This window comes from Actinopolyspora mzabensis (genome assembly GCF_900101095.1).
Classification (GTDB): domain Bacteria; phylum Actinomycetota; class Actinomycetes; order Mycobacteriales; family Pseudonocardiaceae; genus Actinopolyspora; species Actinopolyspora mzabensis.
On record NZ_FNFM01000008.1, the window covers coordinates 16,457 to 42,622 of the forward strand.

Below are 26,166 nucleotides of genomic sequence, written 5' to 3' on the forward strand. Positions count from 1 at the left end.
GAAGTGGCGGTGAACAGTGCCCAGAACGATCGGTTGACGATCGCCGAGGAACAATCCGTGAAACCGTAGGTACGGGTACTTACGGAACGTGGTTCGCCGTTCCCGCAATTCACCGACGGCCGAACCCCGATGGTGGTAACCAGCTCTCGTGTCCACCGCATTCGCGGCGGAAATCGGCACACCCCGGGGAATCGCGCGAAGATCCACATCGAAGCTGAGCGGAAACACGATCCACTCCGGACACCGGGGACTTTAATACCGTTGCCACAACACGAAACCCTTACTCCGCGGTAGTAACGAATCGATTCACAGCGTCGGCATCTTCTCCGTCCGCCTCACGAGGATTTCGCGGTGCGCACGGAATTGACAGTTTTCCCACCAACCAGGAAAACCGGGAAATACGGTACCGAAAATTCCGAGGAAAAATCGCAGGGCGCGCCCGATCCTCACCCGAAGGTGTAAAGCATTCGATGCTAGGTGAGTTCGCCGTACTCACCGAACCAGTAGGCCAATCTCCCCCGCCGCCCCACGGCCCGGAGCCTGCGCTCGGTCGCCGCGCGCTCGGCCCTGGTGGTCACGATCAGCAGTTGGTCACCGATCTCGATCCTGCTCTCGGGCTGCGGCACGAACACGGCTCCGCCACGGACCAACAGGGCGATCACGCTCGGCTCGGGCAGCTGCAACTCCATGACCGTGACGTAGTGCAGCCGTGAGCCCTCCGGGACGGAAACGGTCAGCAGTTCCGCGTCGAGCACGTCCAGCGGTGCCGACTCGACCCGCACCTCACGGGCTCCCTCCGGGGTGATGATTCCCAGCAGTCGTGCCACCGGACGCAGGCTCGGCCCCTGCACGAGTGTGAAGACAACGACCAGCACGAACACGATGTCGACCAGCCGGTCACTGCCCCGCACCCCGGCGACCACCGGGAAAGTGGCCAGCACGATGGGGACGGCTCCGCGCAACCCCGCCCAGGACAAGAAGGCGTGCTCGCGCCAGGGAACCCGGAACGGCAGCAGCGAGCCCGCCACCGCGAGCGGACGCCCCACCAGCAGCAGCACTGATCCGATCACGAGCGCGGCCAGTGCCTCTTGGTAGAGCTCGCTGGGATCGACCAGCAAACCCAGCAGCACGAACAGTCCGATCTGGGCCAGCCAGCCGAGTCCCTCGGCGAACGAGCGGGTGGCCGAACGGTGCGGCAGTCCGGTGTTGGCCAGCACCACCCCCGCCAGGTAGGCCGCGATGAAGCCGCTGGCCTGCGCCACTCCCGCGGCGGCGAACGCCAGCGCCCCCAGGCCGAATATGGCCAGCGGGTACAGCCCCGAGGCGGGCAGCGCTACTCGCGGCAGCGCGAGAGCCCCGATACTTCCGAGCAGCAGCCCGATCAGCGCGCCCACCCCGAGCTGGTAGAGCAACGAACCGGCCACGTGCCACGGGTTCAGCAGCAAGGGGGTGGAACTGAGCAGCACGACGAGGATCACCGTGGGCGCGTCGTTGAAACCGGACTCGGCTTCGAGCAGCCCGGCGGCGCGCCTGGGGATCGGCAGTACGCGCAGCACCGAGAAAACCGCCGCCGCGTCGGTGGAGGACACGATCGCGCCGAGCAACAGCGCCAGCTGCCAGTCGAGCCCCAGCAGCAGGTTGGCCGCCAACGCCGTGATCCCCGCACTGATTCCGACGCCGAGGGTGGCCAGCACACCCGCCGGAGCGAGCACTCTGGAGACATCGGACCACTTGGTGGTCAGCCCGCCCTCCACCAGGATGACGGCCAACGCGGCGGTGCCGAGGTTCTGGGCCAACTGCGGATCGTCGAGCTCGATCCCCAACCCGTCCTCCCCCAGGAGCATCCCCAGCACCAGGAACAGCAGCAGGCTGGGCAGCCCGATTCGGGCGGCGAACCTGGTGGCGACGATGCCTGCCAGCAGGACCAGACCGCCCGCGAAAAGGGCCAGGTAGAGCTCCTGCAGGCTCATCTCGTCCCCGATTCTCGTTCGGATGCCACCGCCCGAGGGTGGTGAGTGCCGGCACGCGTGGTTTCCCGCAACGGTGGGTCGGCCATCCAGTACACCAAGATCACCGGAAACGCGCGGCAGCGCCGGGACCGCCGTGGTGCGACGAGGCCCGTGGCCCCGGCGCTGCGGTAGGTGGCACCGCACACCGACACTACCCAAGAAAGCTACCGTACAGTAACATCACGCGGTATGACAGCCGATTTCGACTGGGTCGCCGACGCGATGAACAAAACCGTGCCCTGGGTTTCCACCGCGGGAGTGGAATTCGTGGCACTGGAGCGGCAACGAGTCGTGTGCTCGCTGCGCGACGTCCCGGAGCAGCGGAACCACGTGGGCGGCCCGCACGCGGCCGTGATGTTCGGACTCGCCGAGACCGCCTCCGGCGCGGTGACGCTGGCCGCCTTCACCCCGCTGCTGGAGCGTGCCACGCCGCTCGTTGCCCGCAGCGAGATCGCCTACCGCAAGCTCGCCCTGGGCGACCTGACCGCCGAAGCGGTACTCGGCCGTGCGATCGAGGAGGTGCGTGCCGAGCTAGACGGCGGAACCCGCCCCGAGTTCCCGGTGCACTGCACAATCCGGGACGGCGAGCAGAACACGACCGGTGAGATGACGGTGTACTGGACGCTGCGGCCGAACGACTCCTGAGCTCGAGCCCCAGCTGCTGCTCGCGACTCGAAATCCTCGGCGGCTGGTGGGTCAGTCCCACTCGCCCGGATCGGCCTCGAACAGGTCGGCCAACCGTTCGAGGAAGACCCGCTGGGCTGGCAGGATCCGGCTACCCGCGCGATCCAGGTCGAACCAGGCGACGCGGTCGAGCTCCGGGAACTCCCGGATCCGGCCCGAGCCCTTCGGCCACTCCATCGTGAAGGTGCCGGGCACCATCGAACGCGGATCGATCTCGCCCGGCACCGCCCAGACCGTGACGACCTTGCCACCCGACTGTCGCGCGCTGCCCAGCGACTCGAAACGTCCGTCGGGCGGCTCCATCCCCAACTCCTCGCGGAACTCCCGCCACGCCGCACTCCATGCGGTCTCGTCCGGGGTGTACTCCCCCTTGGGCACCGACCACGCTCCCCGATCACGGCTGCTCCACAGGGGCCCTCCCATGTGACCGAGCAGCACCTCGGCACCGCTCTCGCGTCTCCGGAAGACCAGTATCCCGGCGCTGGTTCTGACCACGACGTCAAATTCCCACGAAATCGCCGCGCCAGTGGGGCGGCACGGCGGGGGCGGACGTGGATTTCCCGCGAAATCGCTACCACTTCGACGCAGTGCCGAGCCCAGACCAACCTCGCAGGCCGCACTCCAACCATCCCCGCAGGGCGAACTTCGGCCACTCCCGCAGACCGGGTCGCCATCAGTCGCCCCCAAGGACTCTCGGCGAATTCCCAGCTCTGCCCCCGCCCACACCCAGTTGAACGGAACAGAGTCGGTACCGGTCCCACGGATGTCCCCGCATCCGGCAGGAACAGAGCCGACCTTTCCGTTAGAGGAGCCATGACCGCGAGTCCGACGAGCCCCGAGCGCTGCGGGGCGACGTTCCAGTTTCCCTACGAGGAGCCGGTCGAGCCGACCGAACGGGCCTCCCCGGGAGCCACCTCACCGATGCCGGCCCCGAACACGGTGGACATCGTCATCCCGGTCTACAACGAGGAGCGCGCACTGCGCGGCTGCGTCACGACGCTGCACGAACGACTGCGAAAAGGCTTCCCGTTTCCCTGGCGCATCACGATCGTGGACAACGCGAGCACCGACAGCACCCCCGAACTGGCCGAACAACTCTCGGAGGAGATCAAGGGGGTCGACTGCCTGCGACTCGAGCGCAAGGGACGCGGTCTCGCGCTACGCACGGCCTGGGGGAACACCGGCGCCGACATCGCGGTCTACATGGACGTGGACCTGTCCACCGGGCTGGACGGCCTGCTGCCGCTGGTCGCGCCGCTGGCCAGCGGTCACTCCGACATGGCGATCGGCAGCAGGCTCGCCCCCGCCGCTCGCACCGTGCGGGGACCGCGGCGCGAGCTGATCTCGCGTTGCTACAACAAGCTGATCAGGCTCACGCACGGCAGCCGCTTCAGCGACGCGCAGTGCGGTTTCAAGGCCGTCCGCACCGCCGCGCTGCGCCCGCTGCTGCACGCCACCAACGACGACGAGTGGTTCTTCGACACCGAACTGCTGCTGCTGGCCGAGTACAACGGCCTGCGGATCCACGAGGTTCCGGTCGACTGGATCGAGGACACCGACAGCAGGGTGAAGGTGTTCAACACCGCCGTGGACGATCTGCGCGGGCTCTGGCGGATCGCCCGCCGCAAGAGCACCGGCGCCGCCCGGGTCGCCGTTCCCGCGCGCGGCCCGGTCACCTCCGAACACCCCGACGCGATGCTGGCACCGGAGGCCAAACGCTCCCGGCTGTTCGGGCAGCTCGGCTACTTCGCGCTGATCGGGGTGTTCTCCACCATCGGACAGGCGGTGCTGTACTGGCTGCTGCGCCAGTGGTGGCCCGCGGTGGTGGCCAACTTCGTCTCGTTGCTGGTGCTGACGATCCTGAACACGGAGGCGAACCGGAGGTTGTCCTTCCGGGAATCCAAGACCGGTGCGGGCCGGGCCCACATCGGCGCGGGCGGGCTGTTCCTGCTCGGCTACCTGGTGACCTCGGCGGCCGTGCTGCTCTACGACTCCGCGGCGGGCAACGCCTCCCCCGCAGCGGAATCCGTGGTACTGGCATGCGCTTCCGTGCTGGTCACAGCGATTCGTTTCCTACTGCTGCGGATGACGGTGTTTCGCCGCGACGACTCCGGCTCACCACGGCAGGAAAGTGGTGAGACGAATTGAGTACCGAAACGACGGAGGACGGCACCCACATGGGTTCCACGCGGACCTCGGGAACCATCACCGAGGCGACCGGGGGAGGTGACCCCGGAATAGGTGATTCCGGAGTAGGCGAACAGGGCCCCACCGGCCACCGCGCCGCGAGCGGTTCACCGTGGCCGAGGCTCGCGCTGGCGGCGATCCTGGTGCTCGCGACCGGGTTGTACGGCTGGGCCATCGGCTCGCTGGGCTGGGGAAACACCTACTATTCGGCTGCGGTGAAGTCGATGGGCGAGAGCTGGGTGAACTTCCTGTTCGGCTCGTTCGACCCGGCAGGAGTCGTCACCGTCGACAAACCACCCGCCGCGCTCTGGCCACAGGTGATCAGCAGCAAGATCTTCGGCATGCAGGGCTGGGCGCTGATCCTGCCGCAGGTGGTCGAGGGCGTGCTCACCGTGCTGCTGCTGCACCGCACGGTACGGCGCTGGGCCGGTGAGAGCGCGGGGCTGATCGCTGCCCTGGTGCTGACGCTGACCCCCATCACGGTGGCGATCAACCGGGACAACAACCCGGACCCGCTGCTGATGCTGTTCCTGGTCGCGGCCGCCTACGCGCTGACCCGCGCCTTGCGGGCCACCCGCGACCGGAACGCCACGCTGTGGCTGTGCGGGGCGGCGGCGCTGATCGGCTGCGGCTTCCTCACGAAGATGCTGGCCGCCTGGATGGTCGTGCCCGCTTTCGTGGTGGTGTGGCTGATCGGCTCCCGGTTCGGCTGGGGGACGAAGCTGGCGCAGTTGGGGGCGGCGGCGGTGTCGCTGCTCGTGTCGTCGCTGTGGTGGGTCGCGATGGTCGGGCTCTGGCCGGGTGCGCACCCCTACATCGGTGGCAGTGAGGACGGCTCGGCGTGGAGCCTGGTCATCGGCTACAACGGCCTCGGCCGCATATTCGGCGGCGAGGGTCCCGGCGGTGGCGGAACCGGCGGCGGCACCACGAGCCCCGGCAGGGGTTACGGCAGCGGATCGACGAGCAGCGCGGGCGGATTCCCGGGCGGAGGCGGCCAGGGCGGTGGCCCCGGTGGCGGTTTCGCGGGGAGCGCCGGCCCACTGCGGCTTTTCAACGACCAACTGGCCGGCCAGATCAGTTGGCTGCTGCCGCTGTGCCTGATCGCGCTGCTGCTGGCCATGACGGTCGGCGTGCTGCGGCGCGGCGGTGACCGAACGGTGGGCGAACCGCTGCCCGCCTCCGGCTGGGCACTCTGGGGACTGTGGCTGCTGCTCTGCGGCGTGGTCTTCTCGTTCCAGCAGGGCACGATCCATCCCTACTACACGACACAGCTCGCGCCCGCCGTGGCAGCGCTGTGCGGCGGTCTGGTGGTGCTGCTGGTGCGCGCCCATCGGGCGGGCTCGCGCTGGGTACCCGCCGTGGGCCTACTCGGTGTGGTGGCGACCGTCTGCTGGGCGGCAGTGATCATCCGGCGCACTCCCGACTGGATGGGCTGGTTGGCCTGGGCGGTGCTCGGTGTCGGGGCGCTGGCCGTCGTGTTGCTGGCCGTGGGCTGGAAGTGGTCTCGGCTGTTGCCGCCGGCCGCCGCGTGCTCGATGGTGGCCGTGCTGCTGGCCCCGGGGGCCTGGGCGATCAGCGAGCCGACCGGTGGTTCCTCCGGAATGGGCGGTACGAATCCGACGGCCGGACCGTCGACGATGGGCGGCTTCGGTGGCGGTGGCTCCGGTGATGGCCCCGGTGATGGCCCCGGTGGTGGACGGGGTGGTGGCCGGGGTGGCAACGGCTCCGGCACCAACCCCTTCGGGAACGCACCTCCCGGAATGTCCGGGCAGGTGAACGGCTCGGGCAACGGGCAGTCCGGTAACGGCTCCGGTGGTCTCCCGAGAGGTGGCAGGTCGGGAGGCGGCGGGGGTGGCACCTCGCTGAACGACCGGCAACAGGCGATCCTGGACTACGCGATCCAGCATTCGGGCTCGGCTCGCATCAAGCTGGCGATCAGCGGCGGATCCATGTCCGCCTCGTCGTATATCCTGCACAGCGACGCCACAGTCATCGGAATGGGCGGTTTCACCGGCAGTGACAACGCTCCCTCGGTGGCACAGTTGGCGGAGTGGACCAACAACGGCGAACTGCGGTACGTCCTCGGTTCGGGCGGCGGCCGGGGCGGCGGTCCCGGTGGTGGCGGTTACTCCCAGCAACGGAGCGAGTGGATCGAGCAGAACTGCTCCGAGGTGAGCTCCTCCGAGTACCTGAGCGACAGTCAGAGCGTGACCGATAGTCAGAACAGCGACGACGGTGACGCTTCCGGATCCGGTTCGGGCGGATCGAGTCCGGGCACGGTTCGGTCGTCGACACTGTACGAGTGCGCGTGAAAGACCGAGCGGGAAGAACAGCATGGGCGAATCCGAAGCGGCCGTCGAACGGCGGATCCTGGTCGTCGAGGACGAATCGAGCATCCGCATTCTGTTGGAGTCGACGCTGCGGCTCGCGGGGTACACCGTCGGAGTCGCCGAGACCGGGCGGCAGGCACTCGTGGAAGCGCAACGTTTCCGCCCCGATCTGGTGGTGCTCGATGTGATGCTGCCCGATCTGGACGGATTCGCGGTGACCCGCGGGTTGCGGGCCGCCGGGGTGGCGACGCCCGTGTTGTTCCTCACCGCACGCACCGAGGTCGACGACCGCATCGAGGGATTGTCGGCCGGTGGCGACGACTACGTCACCAAACCGTTCAGCCTGGACGAGGTGTTGCTGCGCGTCCGGGCGATCCTCCGGCGCACCGGCCACGAGGCGGGCGGCGCTGGTGCGGCTGACTCCGACACCCTGCGCTACGCCGATCTGGAACTGGACCAGGCGGCGCACGAGGTTCACCGGGCTGGCGAGTACATCCAGCTCTCGCCCACCGAGTTCAACCTGCTGTCGTACCTGATGACGAACGCGACGCGGGTGGTGAGCAAGCCCCAGATCCTCGATCAGGTGTGGAACTACGACTTCGCCGGTGACGGCAGGATCGTGGAGACCTACGTGCGGTACCTGCGGCGCAAGATCGACCGGTTCGAGCCGCCGCTGATACACACCGTGCGCGGCGTCGGCTACTGCCTCCGGCTGCCGCGGGAGCACACCGGGACGGCGCCGTCGTGACCCGCGGGATGACAGTTCCGGGCTGGCTGCGTGCCCGTTCGTTGCGGCGCAGACTGCTGATCGGCGCGACCCTGCTCGCCACGATCGCCGTGCTGGCCTCGCAGGTGATCGGCGTGGTGGTGCTGCGCTCGTGGCTGCTGGGCAGAGTCGACGAACAGCTGGAGGACTTCCGGCCGCCCCGGCCGGAGGTGATAGGAGGTCCGGTACCGGGCGAACCCGACGGAGAGCGGCGACTGCCCTCCGATTTCCGGGTGTACTTCTACACCCCGAGCGGCGAGTTGCGTAAGTCGCTGGGCAGCGGACCCGAGAACGGTCCGGAACTGCGGCCGGGCGGAAGCATCTCCGAGTACCGGGAACCGACCACCGTGCCCGCAAGATCCGGCGGCGGCAGCTGGCGAGTACTGCGGCAGGACATCCCCGGGGAGGGGTCGGCGGTGGTCGCGCTGCCGCTGGACACGCTGCAAGGGGCCGTGTCGAAACTGCTCTGGCTGAACTCGGCGCTGCTGCTGGCCACCGTGGTGGGGCTGATCGCGGTCGGCCGGTGGGTAGTGCGCCTCGGGCTGCTGCCGTTGACCAGGATGGAACGAACGGCGGGCGCGATCGCCGAGGGGAACCTGGATCTGCGCCTGCGCGAGACCGATCCGCACACCGAGATCGGCAGGCTCGGTCGGGTGCTCAACACCATGATCGAACGACTGCGGGCCGCACTGCGGGAACGCGAGTCCTCCGAGGCGAGGCTGCGGCGGTTCGTCGCCGACGCGGGACACGAACTGCGCACACCGCTCACCTCGATGCGCGGCTTCGCGGAACTGGTGCTCAAGCACGAGAGCCTGCCCGTCGAACAACGGCACGAGGCGCATCGGATGATCGAGCAGAACGCGGAGCGCATGAGTCTGCTGGTGGAGGACCTGCTGCTGCTGGCGAAACTGGACCAGGAGCCGGTCTACCACCGGGAGGAGGTGGACCTGCTCTCGGTGACCGCCGACGCCATCAGCGGCACCGCGCACCGGGGGTCCTCCTCACGGGTGCGGCTGGATCCGCTGCGCCCGGACGCCACGGAACTGGAGTCCGTGCGGGTGATCGGGGACTCCCACCGGCTGCGTCAGGTCGTGGGCAATCTGGTCTCGAACGCGCTGTCGCACACCCCACCGGACACCGACATCCGGGTGCGGGTGGGCACGTCCCCGGCAAGCAGCGCGACCGGCGGACTGAACGGGCCGGAGCGGTGGGCATCCGGGCCGGAGCTGGCGACGGGCACGCCGAGCGCGATCGTGGACGTCACCGACTCGGGACCGGGGCTGACCTCCGAACAGGCGGGTCAGGTGTTCGACCGGTTCTACCGGGCCGACGCGGCCCGCACCAGGGAACACGGCGGGAGCGGGCTGGGCCTGGCGATAGCCGCGGCCATAGCGGGCAACCACGGCGGTCGGATCGAGCTGGACACCCACCCCGGGCGGGGAGCCACCTTCCGGCTGGTGCTGCCCGAGGCGGACTGACCCGCTCGTGCGCCGACTCCCGAGCGGGCTGCCGCGGGAGTCGGGCTCGGCCACGGCCAACTCGGGGCCGTGGCCGAGTTCCCGGACGAACCGGCCGGGGACCGCTCAGCCGAGCAGCTGTTCGCGGAGCGTCTTCTTTGAGAACTTGCCGGTGCTGGTCTTGGGCAGCTCGTCGACGAACCACACCTCGTCCGGCAGCCACCATTTCGCCACCCGCTGCCGCAGGTGGTCGAACACCTGTTCGGAGGTGAGCTGCTTTCCCTCCTCCGTGACCACGCAGGCCACCGGGCGCTCGGTCCACTTCGGATCCGGCTTGGCGATCACCGCGGCCTCGACCACGTCCTCGTGGGCCATGATGTGGTTCTCCAGCTCGACCGAGGAGATCCACTCGCCGCCGGACTTGACCAGGTCCTTGGTGCGGTCCACGAGCCGAACGAAACCGTGCTCGTCCATCGTCGCCACATCGCCGGTGCGCAGCCACCCGTCGGAGGTGAACGCGTCCCGCCCCTCGTCGCCGTAGTAGGACGAGGCGATCCAGGGCCCGGCCGCCTGCAGCTCACCGGGCGAGGCACCGTCCCACGGCTGTTCCCGCCCGGTGTCCATGTCCACGATGCGCAGGTCCACCAGTGGAACGGCCTGGCCCTGCGTGGCGCGCACCTCGATCAGCTGCTCGGCGTTCAACCCGTCGTGATGGCTGCGGGGGCTGGCCACCGAGGCCAGCGGACTGGTCTCGGTCATGCCCCACGCCTGGGTGATCGGGACGCCGATCGCCTCGCGCCACCCCTCCGACAGGGCCGTGGGAATGGCCGAGCCCCCGCCGACGACCACTCGCAGACTGGACAGGTCGTGATCGCCCAGCAACGGCAGCATCCCCATCCAGATGGTGGGCACGCCCGCGGTGGTGGTGACGCGGTGGCGCTCCAGCATGCTCACGAGCGCCTCGGGCTTCATCGCCGGGCCGGGGAACACGATCGAGGCACCCGCGAAGATCGCGGCGTATGGCAGCCCCCAGGCGTTGACGTGGAACATCGGCACCACGGGAAGTATGGTGTCCCGTTCGCTGAGCCCCACCGCGTCGACTGTCAGGCTGACCAGGGAGTGCAGCACGGTGGAGCGGTGCGAGTAGACCACGCCCTTGGGCTGGCCGGTGGTTCCGGAGGTGTAGCACATCGCGGCGGCCGAGTTCTCGTCGGCGACCTCGAAGCGACCGCGGAACGGCTCGGCGGCGGCGAGCAGCTCTTCGTAGTCCCTGATGCGGGGATCGTCCGGGAGCTCGGAGTCGGCGCCGTCGTCGAGGACCACGAAGTACCGCACGGTGGCCAGCTGGTCGGCCATCGGCCACAACATCGGAAGCAGCGAACGATCCACGAACACCACGTCGTCGGCGGCGTGCTCGGCGATGTAGGCGACCTGCTCGGCGAACAGCCTGATGTTGAGGGTGTGCAGCACGCGTCCGGTGCACGGCACACCGAAGTAGAGTTCGAGGTGACGCTGGGTGTTCCAGCCGAACGTGGCCACCCTGGCCCCTTCCGGGACCCCGAGTTGGTCGAGCACGGTGGCCAGCCGTCGGACGCGCGAGGCCCATTCCGCGTAGGTACTTTCGACTTCACCGCGCAGCGTGGTGGTGACGATTCGCTTGTCCTGGAACTGCCGCTCCGCCCGGTGGAAGATGTGCGGGAGGGTCAGCGGACGGTCCTGCATCAGTGCCTGCATATCGGGCTCTTTCGTTCTGGTGGGGTGCGAGCGCCCCGGGAGAGCCGGTACGGACCGAGCCCCGGTCGGCGTGACTGGTGACACAGTAGTATGTATCACCCATTCGGGGGTATTGGCACCAGGTCAGCGCGCCGTGATGTTCGCGGATCGTTGCGCGACGGGCACGATCATCGCGCTGCGGGCCCGGCTGTCGATTTCTCGCGAAATCGCCGCGCGCGGGATCAGAAGTCCTGCTCGGAGTCGTTGTCGTGCCGGGAGGGCCCGTGCAGCCGGTGCAGGTGCACCCGTCTGCTGAGCCGGATGGCGGGACGGATGGCGAGCTCGATGCTGCCGATCAGGAACAGCCAGGTCCCCTCGGTGGTGGTGGCCTCCCAGAAGAAGAGGATGCTGCCCACCATGAACCACAGCGCGACGAGGATGTCGTTGGCGATGCTGATCACTTCGTAGCGCTTGCGGATCAGCAGCTCTTCGTGACCGATCCGCAGTACCAGCGGCGTGGACGAGTGGGGATCGGACTCGTGCATTGCTTCAGCGTCCCATCCGGATCTCGGTTGCGCTCGCACCCCCGCTCGGGTCCGCTTCGGGAAGGAACCGCTGCCGCGGCGGCGGACGACTCGGAGTCGCCCCGCCGGGGCCCCGTGGCGACCGTCCACCATTGTGCCGGTTCCGGAAGGGGCGCTTTCGGAACTCCGGGGCACCGCCCCCGTGGCGAGGAGGCGGTGGCCGCACGTCTTCATCGGCCGGTCAGGCCACGCCCTCCGGGCTGGCTCCCTCGATGGAGACCCCCGAGGCGGTGATGCGTTCGATCTCGGCCAGATCGTCGGCGTCGAGCCGCAGCTCCGCGGCGGCGAGGCTCTTCTCGATGTTGCGGGAGCTCCGCGCCCCGACGATGGCGACGTGCACCCCCTCCTGCGCGAGCACCCATGCGATCGCGAGCTGGCTGACGTCGGCACCCTTGTCGGCGGCGAACCGAGTGAGCTGGTCGACCACCTCCAGGTTGCGCCGGAACGTCTCCCCCTTGAAGGCGGAGGACTGCGAGCGCCAGTCGTCGGCCTCGAAGGTGGTGTTCTGGCTCAGCCCGCCGGTCAGCAGTCCACTCGCGAGTGGGCTGTAGACGAGCACTCCGATGTCGTGCTGCCGCGCGTAGGGCAACGTCTCCCGTTCGATACCACGCCGGAACAGGTGGTAGGGCGGCTGCAGCGTCTCCACGGGTCGGGTGCGGTCGAAGTCGGCCAGCTGGGCGGCGTCGTAGTTGGACACACCCACGTGCCGGATCTTGCCCTCGTCGACGAGCTCCTGCAGCGCGGCCGCGGTCTCCTCGGCCGGAGTCTGCTCGTCGGGCCAGTGCACCTGGTAAAGATCGATGTGGTCGATGTCGAGCGCACGCAGGCTCTCGGTGACGCCCTGTCGCAGTGACGCGCGCCGGGCGTCCCTGGGACGTTCTCCGCCCGGGTTGATACCGCCCTTGGTCGCGATGACGAGACTCTCACGGTCCCGGTCCAGTTCGGAGCGCAACGCCCGCCCCAAGACCTCTTCTGACTTGCCGAAACCGTATGCCTGGGCGGTGTCGAAGAAATTGACACCGAGTTCCCGCGCGTGCCGAATGGCAGCGATGGCCTGTTCCTCGTCGAACGAGCCCCACTCACCACCCAATTGCCAGGTGCCGAAAGCGATTCGCGACACCGTCATACCCGTCTTGCCCAACACGGTCTGCTGCATACTTCCATGAGATCGAAAACTTCGGAAACACGCCACCCAGGCCGCGCCCCAGCCCGCCGCCCGGACTGCGCGCACCGGCGACGAAACCGAAAAACCACACTTCCGGGGTGAATCCGGCCGATTCACTGGCGAGTGCGCGCACGGGTTGAGCATGTTGATCACAGGTGTCCCGCTCGGGACCACATCCCCTCCCTCACACGGAACGAAAGGTGATGCTGCATGCTCATTCCCCACGGCGGCACGTCCCCGCACCACGCGTGCTCGCGCGGCAGTCGCCGAGCCCCACTCGCTCCGCGAGTGCGAGGAGTGCTGTTCTCGCTCCTGGCGGCTCTGCTGCTGGGCGGATCGGTCCAACCACTCGCGGCGGGCGCGGTGCCCGACACCGACCGGCCCTGCGACGTCGGAGTGTTCTGCGCCTGGCCGGAAACCGACTACGCGGGCAATGACCACTCCTTCGACCTGCGCAGCACGAACATGGAGGAATGCGTGCGGCTGCACGGAAACATCGAGGCACGTTCCTTCGCCAATCGAATGGACAGACCTGTCACGGTCTACCAGGACGCGCGATGCGCCACCAGCGCGGACTTCAGCACCTATCCCGGCGGAAGTTTCGTACCTCGCGCCCCGTACGTGGTGCGGGCGATCAAGGTCTGGACGCACTGATCGAAGTTTTCCGCTCGGATCGGCGGGGTGCTCGGTTGGCGGACCCTCCCACCGGCTCTCGCCGCGGGAAGGCCCGACATCGGGGGGCGGATCGAATCAGGCGGAGCGATGCTCCAGTCGGGAAATCAGTTCGGACAGTCGCCGGGCGGAGGCCTCCCAGGTGAATCCGGCCGCGTGCGCACGCGCCGCCGCGACCACGGAACCGCGTGGTTCGACGTTCTCGGTACGACGCACCGCCGTGGCGAAGTCCGCGGCCGAATCGGGGTCGAAAAACCACGCGTTACCACCACTGACCTCGCGGAAGATGGGAATGTCGCTGCACACCACCGGAGTTTCGGCGTTCATCGCCTCGATGACCGGCAGCCCGAATCCCTCGTCCCGCGAGGCGGTGACCAGCGCTGCGGCACGGCGCAACAGCAGTCGGTACGCGGACTCCTCGATGCCGTTGTGGAAAACCACCTCGGCATCCGAGGGGACGATCCGGCGCAGCTCACGTTCCCGACCGGGCGGTATCCGGCTGAGCAGGTGCAGTCGATAACCGGGCAAGCGGGCCATTCCCGCGAGCAGGGTCTCCACGTTCTTGTAGGGCATGAACGACCCCATGTAGAGCAGTTCCCGGCGGGGAGCGCCCGCGCCCGGCTCGGGCTCGTCCACCACGGCTTCCCCCGGCTCCACGGCGGACGACTCGGTGAGCCCGGTGGCCGTGTCCGTCCGGACGACCGATACGGGGGCGTCCCCCGGCGCATTGGGTACCACCGTCACCGACCGGACGGTCAGCCGGTGGCGGGCGATCAACCGCTTGGTCGTATCACTGACGGTCACCACCGCGTCGGCCCGATTGAGCAGCAGCCGCTGCGGCCACCACGCGTGGTGGAACAGCCACCAAACGACCCGAACCGGCAACGGCAGGAAACCGGGCGGACGGGGATCGCGGTAGTAGATCAGGTCGTGCAGCGTGAGCACGAGGACGTAGCGGCGCCGGAATCCACCGATCACCTGGAGCGGGCTGAACACCACTTCGGCACCCAGTCGTCGCAGGGTGCGCGAGAGCAGGAGTTCTCGGGGGGAGAACGGGCTGTTGATCAACCGGTAGGGGACGCCCTCCGGCAACAGCCGCAGCTGACGCCTGTCGTGAATCAGCATGGTGACCGGACGGAGGCGGTGCAGCGCTTCGATGATCCCCGCCCCGTAGCGGCTGATGCCGTCCGGGAAGTCGGTTCGTGTCCAGCGGGCGTCGACGAACACCCGCTTCGGCGCGGCGCCGTACTCCCCACCGGTGTGGGGCTCGGACTCGGGATCCGGGCCCGGGGTCATACGGCCCGGGGTCATACGGCATCGAGGAAGCGTCGGATCGAACGGGCCGCGTGCCGGGGGGCTTCGTAGTGCACCAGATGCCCCACCTCCTCGATGACCTCCAACTCGGCGTCCACGAGCGAATCACGCATCCGCCGCTGCCCGGCGAGCGGCGCTATCTCGTCGGTCTCCCCCGCTATCAGCAGCGTGCGGGTGGTCAGTTCGGTGGCGTGGTCCGCCACGGTCTCGGAGACCGAGGAACGATATGTCTCGGCGAGCAGCGCGGGGCTGTGGAACCGGCTGAAATGCCGCAGGTGGCTCTCGTGCGCGAAGCGCCGCACCCTCGGGTCCCGAGTGCGCAGCATCGCGTGACTGGCCCCCAGCACGATCCACCTGTTCGAGAGCAGTGCTCTGCCCAACCGCACGGGCAACAGCTCGCCGAGCCGGTAGTAGAGCGAGGTCAACCGGGCGAGCAGCGCCGCGGGGCCCTGCGAGGCGGGGGTGGATATGGGATTGAGCAGCACCAGTCCGCGTACCAGCTCCGGTGAGCCTGCCGCCACGGCGGCGGCCACCACGGACCCGAAGGAGTGCCCGAGCAGATCGACCCGTTCTCCGCGGTGATCGAGTTTTCGCAGCAGCTCGACCACGGCTCGGGCGTATCCGGCGGCGTCGTGCCGTCGCGTGCTCATCGGCCCCGAGTCGCCGAAGCCCGGCAGGTCGGGGATGAGGAGTTCCCGCTCCGGCAACGCCGCCGCCAGCGGTTCCAGCCCGTGATGGGTGCCGCGCAACCCGTGCAGCAGCAGCATGGGAGGACGTGAGCGCCCCGGGCTCCCGCCGGACGGGCCATCGGCCTCGGGACTCCCGATCTCAGGGGGTTCGGGCACGGCCGGGACGTATCGCCAGTAGTGCAGCGTGCTGCCGCTGACGTCCAGCCGCTCGCGGCTTCTGCGGCCACGTAGGGAGGTGACCGGGAGCTGTTCGTGATCGACTGCTGACATCGGCGGCTCGGAATCCCTTCGGATCATCCCTAGTGGCTCGGGCGGGACGTCCGGGGCGTCCCGCTGCCCGGTCGCGGTGACGGCACTCGTGACGGAACGCTCGACAGTGGAGTAACTGCTCAGCCCGCCAGCTCGGTGTGGATCTCGGCCGGATCGTCGGTGTGCACCGGGTCGATCAGGTGGTGGTAGACCGATTCGAACCGGCTGAGCACGGCTTCGATGTCGTGGGCCTCGGAGATGATGTGCTGGCTGAAGGCCCCCATGCTGTCGATGGTGGTGCGTTCGGTGACGACCTCGTCGATGGCCTTCGCGAGGGCGTGCACGTCGCGCGGCGGGTAGAGCCAGCCGTTGCGTCCCGGCCGCACCAGGTGCGGCAGGGCCATCGCGTTCGCCAGCACCACGGCGGTTCGGGCGGACATCGCCTCCATCGTCGCCAGGCTCTGCAGTTCGGCGATGCTCGGCATGCAGAACACGTCGGCGCGCGCGTAGGCGGCGAGCAGCTCCTCCTCGTCGACCAGCCCGGCGAAGCACACCCGGTCGGCGATACCGAGCTCCGCCGCGAGCTGTTCGAGCGACTCACGCCTACTGCCGTCACCGATGATCTCCAAGCGGGTCGGGGCGTCGGTGTGCAGCAGGGACATGGCCCGCAGCAGGTCGTCGATGTGCTTCTCCTCGTCGAGCCTGCCGACGAAGAGCACGGTGCGCACGGCCGGGTCGGGGTGCTGTTCCCGGTACTCGGCCGCGGCACTGCGATAGCGGTCGATGTCGATGCCGCACGAGATCGGCAGCGCCCGCTTGTCGAAACCGTGCTCTCGCAGCAGCCGTACGGCGCGGGGGGTCGGCGCTGTCACGGTGGCGGCCTTGCTGTAGTGCCTGACCAGGTTGCACCACAGCACGGCGGCGGCCGTGGACTGCAGGAAGCGGGGCAGCGGCAGATAACCGAAGATGTTCTCCGGCATGAAGTGATTGGTCGCCACCAGGGGAATCCGCATGCGGCGGGCGGTGTTGATCAGGCCGCGGCCGATGAAGAAGTGCGACTGGACGTGCACCACGTCCGGCCGGATCTCGTGCAGCAGGCGTTTGGCCTCGGTGGAGGCTCGCCAGGGCGGACAGACCCGTGTCGTCGGGTGTGCCGGCGTGCCGTAGGAAGCGACCCGGTGGACGGTGACGCCGTCCTCTGCCGCGGTGTACGAGCGACGGTCCGGGGCGTGGCAGATCACGTGGACCTCGTGGCCACGTGCGGCCAGTCCCGTGGCCAGGCGGTGGGCGAAACTGGCGGCACCGTTGACATCGGGCGGATACATGACTGCTCCGAGCACGATCCGCAGCGGCCGCCCACTGGGTTGCGAAGTCACTGCTACTCCCGTTACGAACTATCGACCGAGGTTACCCGTCGGTCACTGCCGTCGGGGGCCACGGTATGTGCGCCGCTGCCGCGGTTGTCCGGGTGGTAGCGCGCCAACGCGAAGACACCGGCGCAGGCCACGGCGGCGCACACCCCCTCGGCAACGGCGGTCCAGGGGCCGACGGCGTCGGCCTCCCCCAGCAAACCGATTCCCAGTCCGACCGCGACCAGCGGATCTATCACCGTGAGGCAGGCGACGACCAGATCCGGTGGACCACTGGCATAAGCGTGCTGCAACAGCCACCCACCTATCAGCACCGAGACCCCCATACCGAGCAGCAACCACAACTCGATGTCGGCGAGCTGGCCCGAGGTGACCTGCTGGGAAACCGCCCGCAGCAGTAGCGAGACCAGGCCGTAGGCGACGGCGCAGCCGGACGCGTAAGCGATGCAACGCATCGAGCCGCTGCTCAACAGCCCGATCAGCCCGATCGCGAGCACGGCCACTGTCACCAGCTCGATCGCCGTTCCCGCTGCCTGGGGACTCACGGATGTGGGGGTGGCGCTGCGTACCGCGAGGAAGACGAACGCGGACACCCCGGCTGTTATGGCCAGCGCGGCCAGCACCGAGGAGCGCGGCAGCTTGTCCAGGCCGAGTCCCGAGTCGCGGGAGTTCAGCAGCACGGTCAGCGGCAGCGCCAGCACTCCGAGCGGCTGCACGACGGTCAGCGGCGCCAAACCCAGTGACAGGGCGTGCAGCACCGTTCCGCCGCCCAGACAGATCAGTCCCAACAGCCAACGACTGTTTCCCACCAGCCGCAGCTGGCTGCGAACCCCCAGTTTGCGATCGGAGATCGTGGCATGTACCGCACCGTGTTGCAGGTGGGCACCGAAGGCGTTGCCGAGAGCCGCCACCGCCGCGAGTAACACCGCGATCGTGGTCATGCCGGATCACGTCCGCTCATGAGACCGCCGTTCATCGCGCCGATGTCGCAGTCTCGTTTCGAGTGTCCGGGATCGTTTCGGGTAACGGATGTGCCTCGAACCTCCCATGTGGCTCCTCCGGAACTGTATCGAGACCAATCTCGCCCACCGGGGCCTCACCGGCATCGGGGTTCTCCCCCGACTCTCCCGCATGTAGCCCCGACACGGTCGGGCGGATACCACGACCGGCCCATGCGCTCGCCCGCCGAGGGAAGCAACCCACCGTCCGGCGCGACCGCATCACCGCGGAGCCGACCGCGGCGCGACTCGGACCTCCCCGCGCACGACTGTAGAACACACCCGGTGGGATGCCGGGCCGCTTCGACGAATCGACGATGTTCGCCCCGGCGAACCGGATCGGACCGCACACCAGCGCATCGACGGCCGGAACGTGGGCGGCTCGACCACTCGATGAGATCGACTTTTCCCGTTGTGCAGTGAGTGACCCCACACGAACGGGTAACCAGGGGACACTGGGCGCTGTCGCCCGACGACCGGACGTGAGGTTCTACGGGCCGGAGCTTCCACCCACCACGACGAACCGAAGGGGTTTCGCAGCAGGTCAAGTACAGCGGAAATACGGCGTGATCTCGCCCGATCCGGGCATACGGAAGCAACCCCGCCGCGACCGACACGTCTTACGGGACAACAAGAACCGGGCAACGACGATCCCACCGCTACCCGGTGGGAACGGGAGGTGACCTTAATGGTCCCGCACCGATCGAACAAACTCGGTACTCGCGTGCTGGCCGTTTCGACCACTCTGCTCGCGGGCGCGCTACTCGGAGGATGCGGACAGCAACCGGCGAGTACTAACGGGGTGGCGGACTCGGCGGGCAACGCGCTCGAGCAGCAGTCGAGTTCGGGTACCACGACACCGACGAACGAGGCGACGGGCTCCGGGGGCGAGGGCTCGGAGAACGGCGAGGACTCGGGGAACCCGGCGGCTCCGGCGGATCACCGGGAAGCGAGCACCTCGACCGGCACTGGAACGGGAGACGGGAACGCGGACAAGGCACGGGCCGAGGACACCTCCACGGAGCAGGGTTCCGGGACCTCGCGCTGCCACACTTCGATGATGGCGGCCTCGTTGGAGGGCGGTCATCCGGGAGCGGGGCAGCGTTACGCGGAGCTGAAGCTGCGCAACACCACCGGTAGGACCTGCGTCGTGTACGGCTATCCCGGCCTGGAGTTCACCGGCTCCAACGGAGCGGCGCTGCCCACCGACGTGGAGTGGTCCGCGGCTCCAGAACCGTCGAACGTGCGGCTCGCGCCCGGCGAGACCACCTCGACGACGTTGCACTGGGGAGTCGTTCCCAGTGGCAGCGGCGCCGGGAGCGGCGATTGCGAGCCACTGCCCTCGGTGCTGCGGGTGACGCCTCCCGACGAGACCGAGATGTTCCACTTGCGGTGGGACTACGGCCGCGTCTGCGGTAACGGGCACGTCAGCGCCACGGCGTTTCACTGAGTGGAGTTGGTTACTGCCGGAACGTGTGCTGGGGTTGATCGTATGATCGAGTCGAAGCGGTGGGCACTCTCGGGCAACGAGGGCCGGTTGGCCGTGCACAGCTGGGTGGGCAACAAACCGGGTTGGATAGCGCTGTTCTCGCACGCCTATGCCGAGCACGCCGGACGTTACCGCCGGCTGGCCGAGAAGTTGGCCGCTTCGCGGGCCGTGGTGTGTGCCGCCGACATGGCCGGTCACGGCGATTCGGAGGGCGCGGCCGGGGTGGTGGAGGACGTGGAACGCCTCGTGGCCGATCTGGAGACGCTCCGGCTCCGAGCGACCGAGTGGTACCCGGGACTGCCCGTGGTCTCCATCGGGCACGGGCTCGGGGGAACGGTCGCGGTGCGGCACGCCCAGTCGTACCAGCAGCACTTGGTGGCGCTGGTGCTGTCGGCCCCGATCCTGGGGACCTACAACGCGCTGGACCTGCTGGCGGACGAGCACATCCCGCGTACCCCGATCGATCCGGCGAGCCTGTCGCGGGACCCGGAGGTCGGCCGGGAATACCTCGCGGATCCGCTGGTCTACCATGGCCCGTTTCCGCGGCACACGCTGACGGCCGTGGCGAAGATACTGCGAACGATTCGGAGCGGCCCCAGCCTGGCCGTGCCAACGCTGTGGCTGCACGGCGAGGAGGACGAGCTGGTTCCGGAGGCCGACAGCCGGGAGGGCATGGAACAGCTACGCGGCCCGGAGTTCCACGAACACGGTTACGCGGGTGCCCGGCACGATCTGTTCCACGAGACCAACACCGAGGAAGTACTACACGATGTGGTGACCTTCATCGGAAGAGAGCTAAATACCTGATTCCACCGCACGGGTGGATCTTCTGCCGAATAGTCACTCGGAAGCGTGAAGGACGCCCTCGAACGGGTTGCGGGTGGGGTCCGGACCAGGCAGCGTGAGTTTTCGGAGCGCATCGCCGCTTTCGAACCACGACTCGGTACCCGACCGCACGATCGAGGCGGAGTCAATGAACGACGTGCCAGCCGCGCAGGATCTGATCGGAAACGAAGTCTACGACCGGGACGGATCGCGTATCGGACGTGTAGGCAACATCTACGTGGACGACGCGACGCACCGGCCGGAATGGATCACGGTGCGTTCCGGACCACTGGGAGTACGGGAAAGCTTCGTACCGCTCGGTGATGCCGCCGCCGAGCGGGGATCGCTCAACGTCGATGTCTCCCGGGAGCAGGTGCGTACGGCTCCGCACGTGGAGGCGGAACACGGCCACCTGTCGGACGAGGACGGCAGACGGCTTCGCGAGCACTACGAACTCACCGGGGCGAGCGTTCCGGAACCACGTGGTTCCTCGGCACACCCCACGGCCGCACCGACACCGGAGCAACGCGAGCCCCACTCCGGCCCCCGCGCGGTACCGGCCGAGGCGATGACCACCTCGGACTTCGGCAGACACCACCGCCCGGACTCGGAACCACGACCGGGACATCTGATTCCCCGTCCCGAGGACGGCACGGGCGGCAAGCACCGCAAGGCCGATTGAACCGGTCCTTCCGGCCGATTCACCGGTGCCGCCCAGCCCATCGGACGATCGACAGCCCCGTGGTGGGAAGCGGGACAATGTCGGGCGTGACCGCTTATGAGTCCGGCATGGAACTGCTGATCACCGTGGTGGTGGCCGCCGAGGACGAGACGACGGCTCGTGATGCCTGCGCCGGCGTGGTCGAGCTCCTCGACGGCCACGTGGTCCGAACGACCGACTGCTCCGACGAGGAGCCGGGCTGCCGTTCGGTGACGATCAGCCGGAGAACGGCCGATCCGAGTACTGGTAACCCCGCGGCGACCCTGGCACGGGCGGTGCGGAGCACGCTGCACACGCTCGGCAGTGGATTCACCGGTAGTCGGGTCTCCTGCGAACCGCCGAGCGCGTGGACGGTCGTGGACGCTCCGGAACTGGTCGGCGAACTGGTACCCGGGGGTGAACGCCTGCTGCTGGAGGCCTGGCAGCTCGATTCCACTGCCCCGAACGCCGGCACCGGCGCACCGGACACCGCCGACCGGACCCTGCGCCAGGGCAACAGGCGCTCAGGGTGACAGGCGCTCAGGGTGATTCCGAACATCGGCCCGGTACGGCTCGTCGAAACCGGTACTGCCGGGGAATCGCGGTCCACTTCGCGCGGCTGGCACACCCGGACACGCCGATGGCCACCTGCGGACGGCCGGGCGCGCACGGAGCGCTAACTTGGTGATCGACATCGGTGCTCGGGCAGGACGACCGAACGGTCGGCAAGAGGCATCCGACAACGACCATCCCGGAGGGGGCTCGAAACAGATGGCAGGTGTGGAAGAGGTTCGTGCGGGGATCGCACTCGCCAACCAGAAGGCATCGGAAAGCGTGGCCGCGTTACAACAGGCCACCCTCTCGCTGGAGGAGGCACAGCAGGCGCTGGCGACGGCGACGCAGGGCAGTGGGCAGGAGGAGATCCAGCACGCCTACGGAATGCTGGCCGAGGCGGCGCAGAGCCTCAACGGTATCCAGGGCACCATCAACGCCAGCATCACCTCGGCCGAGAGCTACGCGGGACGGCTCTGACACCGTGTCGGCACTCGAAGAGCTCCAGCAGGCACTGCGGACGGTGTCGGATCACCTCGAACAGGCCCAGCGACAGCTGGTGACCTCGCGTACCGCGCTGCACCAGGCGGAATCGGCGCTGCGACGGCTGGATCCGGACAACCCGGAAACCGTGGTGCCGCAGGGGATGCACCGCGCCGACGATCAGATCGAACGCACCCTGTCCACGGTGGAGCAGGTGAACGAAACCGTTCGCCGGTTCGGCACCGGCTTGTAGCGCACCTCGTGCTGCGGCGTGTCCGCGTGCGTCGAACGACGACCGCGGACTCGCCGGGTTCGGGAGTCCGGTACCGCTCCCGATTCCGAGAGCACTTGCGATGCGGAGCGAGCGTTCCGCCGAGGACGAACGAACGTCCCGAGTGGAACTTCCCGAACGAGAGGTGGCTCGTGCCCCGTAGCGAGCTGGCCTCACCCGACATACCTACGAGGAACAGGTCACACTGCCGAACGAACAGTGTGATCGGTGGTACTTTGCTTACGGTCAGTGATGCGAGTACCGAGGTGGAGTGTGCGTAAACGCAACGAACGGCGCAACGCCATTCAGGCAGCCTTCGATCGACTGAGCGCCACCGCCGCCACGGCTCGCGGAGCGGCTGCCAACGAACTCACGCGTGTCAGGGCGGAAAGCGCCAAACGGGAACACGCGCTGCGCATCGCGCGGCACGGGGTTTCGGCCGCCGCGCGCGATCCGGAGGAGCTGGCGGGTTCGGAGCAGCCCGAGTTCCGCCGGGCGCTGGAAGAAGCGGTCGAGGAACGCACCGAGGTGTTCTCCGAGTGGACCGCGCGCGGGCCGGCACAGCTCGGCGAGCTGGTCACCGAGGCAGCCCCCGGCACCGCCTCGGCACCGTGGCGGGAATGGCTCGGCAGCATCGGCACGGCTGATGCCCGAATTCCCGCCCCCACGCTGTGGCGCTTCGGCACCGCCCATGCCCCGGACGCCCCGGAAGCCGCCGAGTTCCCGGCCGCTGTGCCGCTGCTCGACGAGTCGCACCTGCGGATCACCTGCCGCTCCGGAACGCTGGAAAGCGCCATCAGGGACACCGCGGAGTCGCTGGTGCAGAACCTGCTGCTGCGCATGCTGTCCTACTACGAACCCGGCCTGGTCCGGGTGCACGTCTGGGACACCGCACGGCTGACGGGCACGTTGCCCGGGCTGTTCCCGCTGACCCGCTCCGGCCTGCTCACCGCGCACGACCCGACCAGACTGGACGACCTGCTGGAGGAACTGGCCGAGCAGATCCGCCGGATCCACACCACGGCGCTGCTCGGTGGGCACACCTCGCTGAAGTCACTGGCCGCCGAGACGGGGCATCGCGGTGAGCCCTGGCGGGTGGCGGTGCTCTTCGGGGACGGCGAACCACTCAAGGAGGAGCAGCAACAGCAGCTGCAGCGTGTGGCACGCAACGGGCTCGCCTGCGGGATTCAGCTGATCGTGGTGGATCTGCCGATGACGGTCAACAACGCGCTGGAATCGGTGACGCTACTCGCCCCCGATCTGGCGCGCAGCAGCATGACCGGGCCGCACCTGGCGATCCGCCCGGACGAGGTGCCGCCCCGGGAACGCGTGAGCAGGGCCTGTTCCGCGATCTCGGAGACGTTCCAGTCCAGACGCGCCCGGGTGCGCACCTTCGACGACCTGCTCCCCGAACAGCTGTGGACGCAGGACTCCACCACCGGCCTGTCGGCCCCGGTGGGATTCTTCGAGGGTGAACCGGTGCGGATCTCACTCGGCGACACCAGCCCGCACACGCTGATCGGTGGGCCGAGCGGGTCGGGGAAGACGAACTTCCTGTACGGCGTGCTCGGCAGTCTGGCCGCGCGGTACAGCCCGGACGAGCTGGAGATGTACCTGCTCGACTTCAAGGAAGGCGTGTCGTTCGCGCAGTTCACTCCCGGGAACCGGGACCCGAGTTGGCTGCCGCACGCCCGGCTGGTGGGGGTCAACGTCAACACCGACCGCGAGTTCGGCTTGGCGCTGCTGCGTTTCCTCGCCACCGAGATGCGCAGGCGGGCCGACGCCGCCAAGGAGCAGGAAGTCACCAAGCTGGAGGAGCTGCGGCAGCGGGACCCGAAGGGAAGATGGCCACGCATAGTGGCGGTGATCGACGAGTTCCAGTACCTGTTCGCCGAACGCGACGCGGTCTCCAGCCAGGCCGCCACGCTGTTGGAGGACGTCGCGCGCCGCGGGCGCTCCCAAGGTATTCACCTGGTGCTGGCCAGTCAGGACGTTTCCGGTATCGAGGCGTTCTGGGGAAAGCCCGCCATTTTCGAGCAGTTCATCCTCCGGGTGGCGCTGCCGAAGGCACGCCGGGTGCTGGTGGACAACAACACCACCGCCCTGGAGCTGCCCCGCTGGCACGCGGTGGTCAACCACGAGTCCGGTGTGAAGCACGGCAACGAGGTCGTTCGGGTGCCGGACGCGACCGCTTCGGAAACGTTCGACTCGCTGCAGCACCGGCTCTGGGAACGGCACCTCTGGGAGACCGGCAGGCGCAACGCCCTCCCGCCCCGGCTGTTCGACGGTTCGCACCTGCCCGGCCTGCTCGGCACATCGGACTTCGAGGAACTGCGGCCGGTTGCGACCCGCCGCCCGAGGTTGCTGCTGGGGCAGGTGATCGATGTGCGGGGCACGGCCGCGGCGTTGTCGTTCGAGCGCTCTCCCGGCAGGAACCTGGCCGTGCTGGGCTCGGCCCACGCGGACGCCACGGCGGTGCTGGGGACGAGCGCGCTCTCCCTCGGTCGGCAGTTCTCCCCCGGCAGGGCGGAGTTCACGATCGCGACGCTGACCGAGGACACCTCCGAGGACGCCTGGGCCGTCGCGAGCACCCTGCGGGGTGCCGGACACACGGTCACTTTCATCGGTCCCGGCGAACTCGGCGAGGCGCTGCGAGGACTGTCCGATCTGGTCGACGAACGCAGCGGGTCCGGCGGGGCGAGCTCGGACACCGTGCCGCACTACCTGCTGTGCTACGCGGTGGACGCCGCGCAGTCGATGCTGGAGCGCAAGGACCCGGAGACCAGGGTCAGCGGACTGGACCAGCTGCGCAAAACGCTCAAGCAGGGACCGGAGTGCGGGGTACACACCATCGGCTGGTGGCGCAGCGCCCAACGGCTGCGCAACACGTTGGGAATGGGGCCCACCGACGACGTGGGGGCCTGGGTGGCGTTCGACGTGCAGGGCCAGGAGCTCGCGCCGCTGGCGGCCGGGCAGCTGATCACGTGGTCACCCCGGGTACACCGGGGCCTGTTCTTCGACCGTTCGGTGCATTCGCATCCCGAGGTGGTCCTGCCGTTCGACCTCTCCGAAGCGGTGGAGGGAGCCGCCGACGCCCCGGAGGAGATCACGGCGGAGCCGAACAACCTTCCCAGGCCGCGGGGGCCGGAGTCGGTTTCGTCCAACATCTCCGGAGAAGAGACGACCGATGACTGAGACGGCAGGCGATTCCGGGGGCCCCGAGACGCGGCACGGAACGGATACCGAGCGCTACAAGGAGATCGTCGCGCTGGCCACCGGCTCGGCGGAGCGGCTGCAAGAGCTCGAACGCGATCGTGTCGAACGGTTGGAGCGGGAACTGGCCGGGGAGCGCGACCTCGTCGAGCAGGCCGAGCAGCAGCAGGAGGAGGTCGAGGAAGGGGTCCGGCTGCGGTGGAACGCCGCCATGGAGGCGCTGTGGGAGGAACGCTGGCTGCGGGTGACGCAGCTGCCCGCACCGGACACCACGGCCGAGCCCGCCGGTGCGGAGGACGCGATCAGGTCCGTGCAGCGGGCCTACCTGGACCTCTACGAGGAGCTGGAGCAGGGGCGCTGGTCCGCGCCGAACTGGATCCCCACCGGCTGGATAAGTCGCCGGGAGAGGTAGGGCCGATCCGGTCTCGGGGAGCGCGCGGCACACG

24 protein-coding genes are annotated in these 26,166 nt (G+C 68.6%); 15 read left to right on the top strand and 9 right to left on the bottom strand.

The window, feature by feature from the left end:
• Nucleotides 1-473: 473 nt before the first annotated feature.
• Complete coding sequence (locus BLR41_RS14095) at nt 474-1,970, bottom strand: potassium/proton antiporter (protein ID WP_092628840.1); 1,497 nt, start codon at nt 1,968-1,970, stop codon at nt 474-476.
• 45 nt (nt 1,971-2,015) lie between these two features.
• Here BLR41_RS14095 and BLR41_RS23695 point away from each other — a divergent pair, with 45 nt between their 5' ends.
• A complete protein-coding gene (locus tag BLR41_RS23695; protein WP_281240961.1) occupies nt 2,016-2,141 on the top strand; it encodes a hypothetical protein in 126 nt (41 codons plus the stop codon).
• A 57-nt stretch (nt 2,142-2,198) separates the two neighbouring features.
• Nucleotides 2,199-2,654 carry a DUF4442 domain-containing protein gene (locus BLR41_RS14100; protein ID WP_092628841.1) on the top strand — a complete coding sequence of 152 codons (456 nt, stop codon included), beginning with the start codon at nt 2,199-2,201 and terminating at the stop codon, nt 2,652-2,654.
• A 51-nt stretch (nt 2,655-2,705) separates the two neighbouring features.
• Here BLR41_RS14100 and BLR41_RS14105 read toward each other — a convergent pair whose 3' ends face one another.
• On the bottom strand, nt 2,706-3,188 hold the full coding sequence (locus tag BLR41_RS14105; protein WP_092628843.1) for an NUDIX hydrolase: 483 nt from the start codon (nt 3,186-3,188) through the stop codon (nt 2,706-2,708).
• A gap of 426 nt (nt 3,189-3,614) precedes the next feature.
• Here BLR41_RS14105 and BLR41_RS14110 point away from each other — a divergent pair, with 426 nt between their 5' ends.
• The 4 genes from BLR41_RS14110 to BLR41_RS14125 are packed head-to-tail and all read left to right on the top strand — an operon-like array spanning nt 3,615 to nt 9,454.
• On the top strand, nt 3,615-4,841 hold the full coding sequence (locus BLR41_RS14110; RefSeq protein WP_092629183.1) for a glycosyltransferase: 1,227 nt from the start codon (nt 3,615-3,617) through the stop codon (nt 4,839-4,841).
• Nucleotides 4,838-7,192: an ArnT family glycosyltransferase gene (locus BLR41_RS14115; RefSeq protein ID WP_218120145.1), complete on the top strand. Its 2,355-nt coding sequence runs from the start codon at nt 4,838-4,840 to the stop codon at nt 7,190-7,192. Before BLR41_RS14110 ends, BLR41_RS14115 begins: the two co-directional genes overlap by 4 nt.
• A 22-nt stretch (nt 7,193-7,214) precedes the next feature.
• Nucleotides 7,215-7,958, top strand: coding sequence for a response regulator transcription factor (locus BLR41_RS14120; protein WP_092628845.1), 744 nt, complete (start codon nt 7,215-7,217; stop codon nt 7,956-7,958).
• An 8-nt stretch (nt 7,959-7,966) separates the two neighbouring features.
• Complete coding sequence (locus tag BLR41_RS14125; protein ID WP_092628847.1) at nt 7,967-9,454, top strand: sensor histidine kinase; 1,488 nt, start codon at nt 7,967-7,969, stop codon at nt 9,452-9,454.
• A 105-nt stretch (nt 9,455-9,559) separates the two neighbouring features.
• Here the strand turns inward: BLR41_RS14125 and BLR41_RS14130 are convergent, their stop codons facing one another.
• The 3 genes from BLR41_RS14130 to BLR41_RS14140 all read right to left on the bottom strand — a co-directional run bounded on the left by BLR41_RS14130 (nt 9,560) and on the right by BLR41_RS14140 (nt 12,886).
• Nucleotides 9,560-11,167 (bottom strand): long-chain fatty acid--CoA ligase, encoded by a 1,608-nt coding sequence (locus BLR41_RS14130; protein WP_092628849.1) that lies wholly within the window; start codon nt 11,165-11,167, stop codon nt 9,560-9,562.
• Nucleotides 11,168-11,388: 221 nt separating this feature from the next.
• Nucleotides 11,389-11,691: a YrhK family protein gene (locus BLR41_RS14135; protein ID WP_092628850.1), complete on the bottom strand. Its 303-nt coding sequence runs from the start codon at nt 11,689-11,691 to the stop codon at nt 11,389-11,391.
• A gap of 220 nt (nt 11,692-11,911) precedes the next feature.
• Nucleotides 11,912-12,886, bottom strand: a complete 975-nt coding sequence (locus tag BLR41_RS14140) for an aldo/keto reductase (RefSeq protein ID WP_176797986.1) — start codon at nt 12,884-12,886, stop codon at nt 11,912-11,914.
• A 306-nt stretch (nt 12,887-13,192) separates the two neighbouring features.
• Here BLR41_RS14140 and BLR41_RS14145 point away from each other — a divergent pair, with 306 nt between their 5' ends.
• Nucleotides 13,193-13,549, top strand: coding sequence for a peptidase inhibitor family I36 protein (locus BLR41_RS14145; RefSeq protein ID WP_245694208.1), 357 nt, complete (start codon nt 13,193-13,195; stop codon nt 13,547-13,549).
• A 96-nt stretch (nt 13,550-13,645) separates the two neighbouring features.
• On the opposite strand, the gene BLR41_RS14150 is transcribed toward BLR41_RS14145, so the two are convergent.
• The 4 genes from BLR41_RS14150 to BLR41_RS14165 form a co-directional block, all read right to left on the bottom strand.
• Nucleotides 13,646-14,878, bottom strand: a complete 1,233-nt coding sequence (locus BLR41_RS14150; RefSeq protein WP_245694210.1) for a glycosyltransferase — start codon at nt 14,876-14,878, stop codon at nt 13,646-13,648.
• Nucleotides 14,875-15,840, bottom strand: a complete 966-nt coding sequence (locus BLR41_RS14155; protein WP_092628856.1) for an alpha/beta fold hydrolase — start codon at nt 15,838-15,840, stop codon at nt 14,875-14,877. Before BLR41_RS14155 ends, BLR41_RS14150 begins: the two co-directional genes overlap by 4 nt.
• Nucleotides 15,841-15,959: 119 nt before the next feature.
• Complete coding sequence (locus BLR41_RS14160; protein WP_245694220.1) at nt 15,960-17,195, bottom strand: glycosyltransferase; 1,236 nt, start codon at nt 17,193-17,195, stop codon at nt 15,960-15,962.
• Between the two features lie 11 nt (nt 17,196-17,206).
• Complete coding sequence (locus BLR41_RS14165) at nt 17,207-18,130, bottom strand: DMT family protein (protein ID WP_092628857.1); 924 nt, start codon at nt 18,128-18,130, stop codon at nt 17,207-17,209.
• A gap of 745 nt (nt 18,131-18,875) precedes the next feature.
• On the opposite strand from BLR41_RS14165, the gene BLR41_RS14170 reads away from it, so the two are divergent.
• The 8 genes from BLR41_RS14170 to BLR41_RS14205 all read left to right on the top strand — a co-directional run bounded on the left by BLR41_RS14170 (nt 18,876) and on the right by BLR41_RS14205 (nt 26,132).
• Nucleotides 18,876-19,637: a DUF4232 domain-containing protein gene (locus BLR41_RS14170; RefSeq protein ID WP_092628859.1), complete on the top strand. Its 762-nt coding sequence runs from the start codon at nt 18,876-18,878 to the stop codon at nt 19,635-19,637.
• 42 nt (nt 19,638-19,679) lie between these two features.
• Nucleotides 19,680-20,483, top strand: a complete 804-nt coding sequence (locus BLR41_RS14175; RefSeq protein WP_092628860.1) for an alpha/beta fold hydrolase — start codon at nt 19,680-19,682, stop codon at nt 20,481-20,483.
• A gap of 166 nt (nt 20,484-20,649) precedes the next feature.
• Complete coding sequence (locus tag BLR41_RS14180) at nt 20,650-21,183, top strand: PRC-barrel domain-containing protein (RefSeq protein ID WP_092629188.1); 534 nt, start codon at nt 20,650-20,652, stop codon at nt 21,181-21,183.
• Between the two features lie 86 nt (nt 21,184-21,269).
• The gene (locus BLR41_RS14185) at nt 21,270-21,734 is read left to right on the top strand and encodes a hypothetical protein (RefSeq protein WP_143013075.1); all 465 of its coding nucleotides are present in this window, start codon (nt 21,270-21,272) and stop codon (nt 21,732-21,734) included.
• 238 nt (nt 21,735-21,972) lie between these two features.
• Nucleotides 21,973-22,233, top strand: a complete 261-nt coding sequence (locus BLR41_RS14190) for a hypothetical protein (protein ID WP_092629190.1) — start codon at nt 21,973-21,975, stop codon at nt 22,231-22,233.
• Nucleotides 22,234-22,237: 4 nt separating this feature from the next.
• Nucleotides 22,238-22,489 carry a hypothetical protein gene (locus tag BLR41_RS14195; protein ID WP_092628862.1) on the top strand — a complete coding sequence of 84 codons (252 nt, stop codon included), beginning with the start codon at nt 22,238-22,240 and terminating at the stop codon, nt 22,487-22,489.
• Nucleotides 22,490-22,780: 291 nt separating this feature from the next.
• Entirely contained in the window at nt 22,781-25,702 is a 2,922-nt protein-coding gene (locus BLR41_RS14200) for an FtsK/SpoIIIE domain-containing protein (RefSeq protein WP_092628863.1), read from the top strand.
• Complete coding sequence (locus BLR41_RS14205; RefSeq protein ID WP_092628865.1) at nt 25,695-26,132, top strand: hypothetical protein; 438 nt, start codon at nt 25,695-25,697, stop codon at nt 26,130-26,132. Before BLR41_RS14200 ends, BLR41_RS14205 begins: the two co-directional genes overlap by 8 nt.
• Nucleotides 26,133-26,166: the final 34 nt, after the last annotated feature.

Bases quoted from the DNA above. Each gene is read 5' to 3' on its own strand.
- BLR41_RS14095 (WP_092628840.1), bottom strand. From the start codon at position 1,970: ATGAGCCTGCAGGAGCTCTACCTGGCCCTTTTCGCGGGCGGTCTGGTC.
- BLR41_RS14100 (WP_092628841.1), top strand. From the start codon at position 2,199: ATGACAGCCGATTTCGACTGGGTCGCCGACGCGATGAACAAAACCGTG.
- BLR41_RS14110 (WP_092629183.1), top strand. From the start codon at position 3,615: ATGCCGGCCCCGAACACGGTGGACATCGTCATCCCGGTCTACAACGAG.
- BLR41_RS14120 (WP_092628845.1), top strand. From the start codon at position 7,215: ATGGGCGAATCCGAAGCGGCCGTCGAACGGCGGATCCTGGTCGTCGAG.
- BLR41_RS14125 (WP_092628847.1), top strand. From the start codon at position 7,967: ATGACAGTTCCGGGCTGGCTGCGTGCCCGTTCGTTGCGGCGCAGACTG.
- BLR41_RS14130 (WP_092628849.1), bottom strand. From the start codon at position 11,167: ATGCAGGCACTGATGCAGGACCGTCCGCTGACCCTCCCGCACATCTTC.
- BLR41_RS14135 (WP_092628850.1), bottom strand. From the start codon at position 11,691: ATGCACGAGTCCGATCCCCACTCGTCCACGCCGCTGGTACTGCGGATC.
- BLR41_RS14140 (WP_176797986.1), bottom strand. From the start codon at position 12,886: ATGCAGCAGACCGTGTTGGGCAAGACGGGTATGACGGTGTCGCGAATC.
- BLR41_RS14150 (WP_245694210.1), bottom strand. From the start codon at position 14,878: ATGACCCCGGGCCGTATGACCCCGGGCCCGGATCCCGAGTCCGAGCCC.
- BLR41_RS14155 (WP_092628856.1), bottom strand. From the start codon at position 15,840: ATGTCAGCAGTCGATCACGAACAGCTCCCGGTCACCTCCCTACGTGGC.
- BLR41_RS14165 (WP_092628857.1), bottom strand. From the start codon at position 18,130: ATGACCACGATCGCGGTGTTACTCGCGGCGGTGGCGGCTCTCGGCAAC.
- BLR41_RS14170 (WP_092628859.1), top strand. From the start codon at position 18,876: ATGGTCCCGCACCGATCGAACAAACTCGGTACTCGCGTGCTGGCCGTT.
- BLR41_RS14175 (WP_092628860.1), top strand. From the start codon at position 19,680: ATGATCGAGTCGAAGCGGTGGGCACTCTCGGGCAACGAGGGCCGGTTG.
- BLR41_RS14180 (WP_092629188.1), top strand. From the start codon at position 20,650: ATGAACGACGTGCCAGCCGCGCAGGATCTGATCGGAAACGAAGTCTAC.
- BLR41_RS14190 (WP_092629190.1), top strand. From the start codon at position 21,973: ATGGCAGGTGTGGAAGAGGTTCGTGCGGGGATCGCACTCGCCAACCAG.
- BLR41_RS14205 (WP_092628865.1), top strand. From the start codon at position 25,695: ATGACTGAGACGGCAGGCGATTCCGGGGGCCCCGAGACGCGGCACGGA.